Here is a 6,782-nt window from a genome sequence, read left to right as displayed (position 1 = left end):
ATGTTAGATTTTAAATTTTGAATGGTTGTACCGGATTATGTGTGTTGCTAATAAATGTTTACACATGCGGTAATTCTACTGTAAAAGTACTTCCTTCGTTGGGTTCGGAGACGACCGAGATCGTACCGTTATGTAGCGTTATGATCTTCTGAGTGAGCGACAGGCCAATTCCGTTTCCGTTGGCAAATCCTTTGTTATCGCCTCTAAAAAAAGGAGTGAAAATATTCGGCAGGTCGTTCGGGGCAATTCCGATTCCGTTATCCTGAAAACGAATAATCGTTTTGTCTTTAAAGTAGGTGATTGCTATCGTACTTTCTTTTGCTTCCGAAAACTTACAGCCGTTTTCGATCAGGTTCATAAAAGCTACTTTTAATAAATATTCATTTCCTTTTACCGAAATAAAATCATCGTCTTCAATTTCCTTTTCAAAGATGAGGTTGACTTTAAATTCGGGTTGGTTATGCAGCACATCGTTTCGGGCATCCAATAACACTTCGTCAAGTCGGATTTCTTTCTGGACAATTTCGGTCTGATCGTAATTGGCTTTGGCCAAATCCAGTAAACTATTAGACAAACGAACTAGCTTTTGAGCGTCGTTAATCGCATTGTCGATCGATTTCCGGTATTCTTCGTTGGTACGCAGGTTTCCAGCCGATAATTGCAGTTCGGTTAGCATAGCCGTTAAGGGCGTTCGCAATTCGTGGGAAATATTCGAAACAAAATCTTTTTGAGCATCAAATGATTTTTCCAGTCGGTCGAGCATTTGGTTAAACGTAGTGGCCAGTTCGGCAATTTCGTCTTTGTTTTTGGGAAGTTGTACCCGTAAATCGAGATTGGTAGCCGATATTTCCTTTACATTGGCAACAATATTTGTCATAGGCGACAAGGCTTTACGCGAAAAAATGCGTCCCATGATATAAATAAAAATAATGGACGACAAAAATACGATCAGGATGTTCCTTTTGGCAATATAGGTTTTATGATACCCGTTCTGATCGTAGGCGGCAGCCATAATGATATAGTTTTTCCCTTCATGTTCGTACCGCATTCCAACGGCCTGCCATTTGTCGAGGTAAAAACGGATTTCTTTTTTCTTTAAAACCGAATTCAGCATTTTGGTGTTCTCCTTTACGACGTCGATGTCTACATCATCATGGTATAAAAGATTATAATGATCATCATAGATAGCCACTTCGACTTCGTTAATGATCGAACGGTTATTGGTATAAATAGCCTGTAGGGTTTTGGTATCGATTTTGGCTTTAAAAAACAGATTGGCTTTGGTGAGCGCTTCTTTATGAAGCGTTCGGTAAAACGTATTTTCCCTGTTTTTTTCGCTGGTGGCATAGATAATCACTGCAAAAACCAACAATATGGATGCCGTTAGAAAAGTGAACAATAAACTTAGTCGGTTTTGTATGGTCATCTACGTATCGCTTTCCAGTTTTAAAATAAAGCCCATTCCGGATTTGGTATGGATTAGTTTGTTGTCGAAATCCTTATCTATTTTTTTTCGAAGGTAATTGATATATACGTCAATAAAGTTCGTCCCGGTGTCAAAATGGGTGTTCCATACTTTTTCGGCGATTTCGGTACGACTCAGCACCCGTTCGGCATTCTGCATCATGTATTCCAGGAGTTTGAATTCCTTTGGCGTCAGACTGATTTCTTTTCCGGCACGGCGAATGGTTTTGGTGTTGTAATTGAGTTCCAGATCCTGATAGGTGAATTTATCGGTATAATTGGTCGCCGAACTACTTCGTTTGAGTAGCGCCCGGATACGGACGAGTAATTCCCGGAAGTCAAACGGTTTTACCAGATAATCGTCGGCACCGGCATCAAATCCGTCCACTTTATCGTCGGTTGTACCCAAAGCCGTAAGCATGATAATCGGAAGACCGGGATTGTTTTTGCGTATCGAAAGACACAAATCGATTCCGCTTATTTTGGGTAAAATAATATCGGTAATTACCAGATCGTAGGTATTGTACAGGGAGAGCTTTTTCCCCATCTCGCCATCGTAGGCCAGTTGGGTATCAAAACCTTCTTCATCCAATCCTCTTTTGAGTAATTCGGCTACCCGGGTATCGTCTTCAACAATTAAAATTTTCGGCATATTCGTCTGGACTTACTGGTTGACTATGGCAAAAGTAAACTTTTATAGCGATAGAAAACGATGGTGTTAAAAAAAGAAAAGCCTGAAAATGGTATTTTTTCAGGCTTGGTAATGTACAGTTTTATTCAATATTAAATGTCGTCAAAGTCAATATCAGTGAAACTTCCGGAAGATGTTACATCTTCTGTTTTTTCAGAAAAATACTCTTTTTTAAAGTCTTTCTGATGTCTTTCTGAAATTACTTCTTCTCCCTTATGATTTAAAACATACGAAGTCATTTCGTTTAAGATGTCTTTAAAAGCGGCAAAATCCTCTTTGTATAAATAAATTTTGTGTTTCTTGAAATGGAATGAGCCATCATCTTCGGTGAATTTTTTACTTTCGGTAATCGTAATGTAATAATCATCAGCCTTTGTCGCTCTCACATCGAAGAAATACGTCCTTCTTCCTGCGCGTAAAACTTTAGAAAAAATTTCTTCTTTTTCTAACATTTCATTTTCTCTCATAATCCTTCAGTCAATAATTTATGGTGTTAAGTAGAACTCAAAAATCTAAAAAAAAACCAAAAAAACCAACATTTATTGTAATTCTTTTTCCGAAAGTTGCTTAAAGTACAAATCTTTATAGTAACCGTCCTGGTTTACCAATTGATTATGAGTTCCTTGCTGAATTATTTTTCCGTTGTCCAGAATGATGATCTGGTCGGCATTTTTAGCGGAAGACACCCGATGACTAACGATTATTGTAGTTTTATCTTTACAAAAAACCATTAAATTGCTTAAAATGGCCTCTTCCGTCTCCGTATCCACTGCCGACAAGCAATCGTCCAAAAGTAGGATAGGAGCGTTTTTGATAAGGGCTCTCGCAATCGATACCCGTTGCTTTTGCCCACCCGATAAAGTGATCCCTCTTTCGCCTAAAACCGTTTCATATTGGTTTTTAAATTTGATGATATTTTTATGAACCACTGCTTTTTTAGCCGCATCGATTACTTCCTCATCGGTTGCAGCTTCATTTCCAAATTTAATATTATTTTTTATCGTATCCGAAAACAGGAAAGCATCCTGTGGAACAAAACCGATATGGTTTCGCACATCGAACAGATTTAACTCCCGAATATCGTGACCGTCAATTTTTACAGCACCTTCATTGACATCGTATAAACGACTGATCAAGGAAAGTAATGTGGATTTTCCGGAACCGGTTTTTCCTAATATGGCTAAAGTCTGACCTTTTTTGATCTGAAGGTTTACATTCTTAAGAGCGGTAATCGTTGTATCTTCGTAGGTGAAGGTCACATTTTCAAAAGTGATTTCACCATTAACAGGAGTGTGTTCCGGTACTGTATTCTGGATTTCCGGTTTGATCTTAAGGAATTCGTTGATTCGTTTTTGTGAGGCTTCGGCTTCCTGAACCATTGATGACACCCATCCCAATGACGCTACCGGCCATGTTAGCATATTGATATAAAGGATAAATTGTGCGATTACACCGATATCCGGAATACTACCGTTAATATACATCATTCCGCCAACATATACGACAACAAGGTTACTGGCTCCGATTAATAGTATCATTAACGGACCAAACAAGGCATTGGCTTTGGCCAGGCGCATGTTTTTGTCTTTACTCTCTTGTGACAAGGCTGTAAAGTCGTCCTGTTTTTCGTTTTCGATGGAATAGGCTTTTATCACGCGGATACCGGAAAACATTTCCTGTGTAAATGTAGACAGTTTGGAAAGGTTTTGTTGGTAGGTGGTACTTCGCTTGTTGATTTCGGAGCTGATTTTAAAAATGCTATACGCCAGAAACGGTAAAGGCAGCAGCGAATAGAGGGTAAGCTCCGGTGAAATAATATACATCTGTACGGTTACTACTGCAAAACGTATAAAGGTATTGATGGAATACATTACGGCCGGCCCAACATATTGGCGGACTTTACCAACGTCTTCGCTGATACGGTTCATCAGGTCGCCGGTTCTGTTTTTTTTGTAGAAATTCTGCGATAGATTTTCGTATTGTCGGAATACTTCGTTTTTAAGATCAAATTCGATATGACGCGACATTACAATTAAGGTTTGACGCATCAAAAAAGTAAGGAAACCGGCGATTAATGTGGTAACGATAACGAGAATGATGTTTTCCATTAAGAGTTGTCGTACCGCATTGGGATCGAGTTTGCTGTTTTCCAGTGCCTTGATCGAATCTCCAACCAGTTTTGGCGTGTATAAGGTGAAGAATTGCGCTACGATTGTGATAATAACACCGATTAAAAATCGGTATTTATATTTGATGAAGTATTTGTTTAAATATTGAAGTTCTTTCATTTTTTAATCCTGTAGGTTGTTTTATTGTTTTGTATTCTGTTAAAATGAAGTTGTTTTTGATAATGATTTACAAAGTTGTTTTTGAAAATAATTATTATTGAATAATTAAAAAAAACGATTTGTGTTGAATTATTCTGAATATAAGTGTAATTTAGCAGTCTATTTTTGAATAAATTTCAACCTCAAAATAAAAAAAACATGATAACAGAAGTTACAAGTGCTAATGAGCTTCATAAAATCGACCCGGTTTTTGGGCAGGTTTCATTTGATAATCATGAGCAAATCGTATTTTGTCACGACAAAGATACTGGTTTAAAAGCAATAATTGGTGTTCATAACACAGTTTTAGGACCTGCTTTAGGAGGAACCAGAATGTGGAAATATACAAATGAGTGGGAAGCTTTAAACGATGTTTTACGTCTTTCCCGCGGTATGACTTTTAAATCAGCTATTTCCGGGTTAAATCTTGGAGGTGGTAAAGCGGTTATCATCGGAGATTCCAAAGTGGATAAAACTCCGGAAATGATCACAAAATTCGGTCAGTTTGTGAATTCCTTAAGCGGAAAATATATTACTGCGGAAGATGTAGGATCAACAACAGCTGATATGGATCTTATCCGTGACGTGACGCCTTATGTAACCGGAATTTCAGAATCAAGAGGTGGTTCCGGAAATCCTTCGCCAGTAACAGCTTACGGTGTTTATATGGGTATGAAAGCGGCTGCAAAATATCAGTTTGGAACGGATAACCTGGAAGGAAAAAGAATTTTAGTACAAGGTATCGGTCACGTTGGAGAAACGCTAGTAGAACTGATCAGCAAAGAAGGTGCTTTAGTACAAATTACAGATATCAACGAAGCGCGTCTACAGGAAGTAGGTGCTAAATACGGTGCTCAGGTTTTTAACGGTGGCGATTTATATAGTGCAGACGTAGATATTTATGCACCATGTGCATTAGGAGCTACGATTAACGATGACACTATCGAAAAAATCAAAGCAAAAGTTATTGCCGGTGCAGCGAATAACCAGTTAGCAGTTGAAAATATCCACGGTGCAAGACTTCAGGAAAGAGGCATTTTATATGCTCCGGATTTCTTGATTAACGCTGGTGGAATCATCAATGTATATGGTGAAATTGCCGGATACGGTAAAGAAGAAGCAATGCGCAGAACCGAAAATATCTTCAATACAACATTGGATATTTTTAACTACGCCAAAGAAAATAGCATTACAACACATCAGGCTGCTATGCGAATGGCACAGGAGCGTATCGATGCCCGTAAAAAAGAAAACGCGAAGTAGTAGTTTTCCAACAATATATTTTTTAATTTTGCGAAGCGAAAGATTGTTCTTTCGCTTCTTTAATTTTTAAAAGTTCTTATCAGCAGGATGTTAAACAGAAGACATATTCGTGTAAAGGTGATGCAATCCATTTATGCAATGCATCAAAACGGTTCCGATAATCTTGAAAAGGAAGAGAAATTCCTATTTCATAGTATCGAAAATATTCAGGATTTATATTTAATTATGCTCTCTTCTTTGGTGGAAATCAAAAAAGCAGAAGAAGATTTTATTGATAAATCGAGTAAAAAACACCTGGCGACTCAAGAAGAACGCAATCCGAATAAAAAATTTATCAATAATGCGGTACTGGATATTCTTTCGGAGAATAATTCCCTGAGTATTGCATTGGAAGATCGTAAGATCAATAACTGGAAAAATAACGACGACTATATTCTGATCCTTTTGGATGCGATCAAGAAGAGTAAGTTGTACGATACGTATATGCGCAACAATGTAAATACGTTTGAAGAAGACCAGCAGTTTGTGGTAGATATTTTTACCGAGATTATCGCACCAAATGAAAAGTTATACGATTATCTGGAAGATCACAAACTAACCTGGATTGACGATATTCCATTGGTGAATACAGCGATCCAAAAACAGTTGAAACAAATTAAGAACAGCAGTGATCCGGACTCATTTTACGTTTCAAAATTATACAAAGATGCCGATGATAAGGAATTTGTACGTAACCTGTTCCGTAAAACCGTTCTGAACAATCCGGAATTAACAAAAGAATTTATCGATAAAACGCCAAACTGGGATGCGGAACGTATTGCGGAAATCGATGCGATTATCCTGAAAATGGCTATTTGTGAGTTTCTTAAGTTCCCATCGATTCCGGTAAAAGTTACAATTAACGAATATTTAGAAATTGCAAAAGAGTATTCTACTCCAAAAAGTAGTATTTTTATCAACGGAATTTTAGATAATCTGGTAAAGGATTATCAAAAAGACAACAGACTGATAAAAACCGGAAGAGGTTTAATGTAAAA

At 37.6% G+C, this 6,782-nt stretch carries 6 protein-coding genes; 2 read left to right on the top strand and 4 right to left on the bottom strand.

Translation table 11 applies throughout. From position 1 onward, the window contains the following. Nucleotides 1–58 precede the first annotated feature (58 nt). The 4 genes from AAFN64_RS10895 to AAFN64_RS10880 all read right to left on the bottom strand — a co-directional run bounded on the left by AAFN64_RS10895 (nt 59) and on the right by AAFN64_RS10880 (nt 4,443). Nucleotides 59–1,426, bottom strand: a complete 1,368-nt coding sequence (locus AAFN64_RS10895; RefSeq protein ID WP_347760450.1) for a HAMP domain-containing sensor histidine kinase — start codon at nt 1,424–1,426, stop codon at nt 59–61. Further along, entirely contained in the window at nt 1,427–2,116 is a 690-nt protein-coding gene (locus AAFN64_RS10890; RefSeq protein WP_300490254.1) for a response regulator transcription factor, read from the bottom strand. 131 nt (nt 2,117–2,247) lie between these two features. Continuing rightward, nucleotides 2,248–2,622, bottom strand: a complete 375-nt coding sequence (locus AAFN64_RS10885; RefSeq protein WP_347760449.1) for a PUR family DNA/RNA-binding protein — start codon at nt 2,620–2,622, stop codon at nt 2,248–2,250. A 72-nt stretch (nt 2,623–2,694) separates the two neighbouring features. Next, nucleotides 2,695–4,443 (bottom strand): ABC transporter ATP-binding protein, encoded by a 1,749-nt coding sequence (locus AAFN64_RS10880; RefSeq protein WP_300490259.1) that lies wholly within the window; start codon nt 4,441–4,443, stop codon nt 2,695–2,697. Nucleotides 4,444–4,641: 198 nt separating this feature from the next. Here AAFN64_RS10880 and AAFN64_RS10875 point away from each other — a divergent pair, with 198 nt between their 5' ends. Both AAFN64_RS10875 and nusB read left to right on the top strand, forming a co-directional pair. Further along, nucleotides 4,642–5,745: a Glu/Leu/Phe/Val dehydrogenase dimerization domain-containing protein gene (locus AAFN64_RS10875; RefSeq protein WP_136401193.1), complete on the top strand. Its 1,104-nt coding sequence runs from the start codon at nt 4,642–4,644 to the stop codon at nt 5,743–5,745. A gap of 87 nt (nt 5,746–5,832) precedes the next feature. After that, nucleotides 5,833–6,780 (top strand): transcription antitermination factor NusB, encoded by a 948-nt coding sequence (nusB, locus tag AAFN64_RS10870; RefSeq protein WP_300490263.1) that lies wholly within the window; start codon nt 5,833–5,835, stop codon nt 6,778–6,780. The last annotated feature ends 2 nt before the right edge of the window (nt 6,781–6,782 follow it).

The sequence above is a fragment of the Flavobacterium sp. CAU 1735 genome (assembly GCF_039888695.1).
Lineage (GTDB): Bacteria > Bacteroidota > Bacteroidia > Flavobacteriales > Flavobacteriaceae > Flavobacterium.
This window is presented reverse-complemented; position numbering and strand designations above follow the sequence as displayed.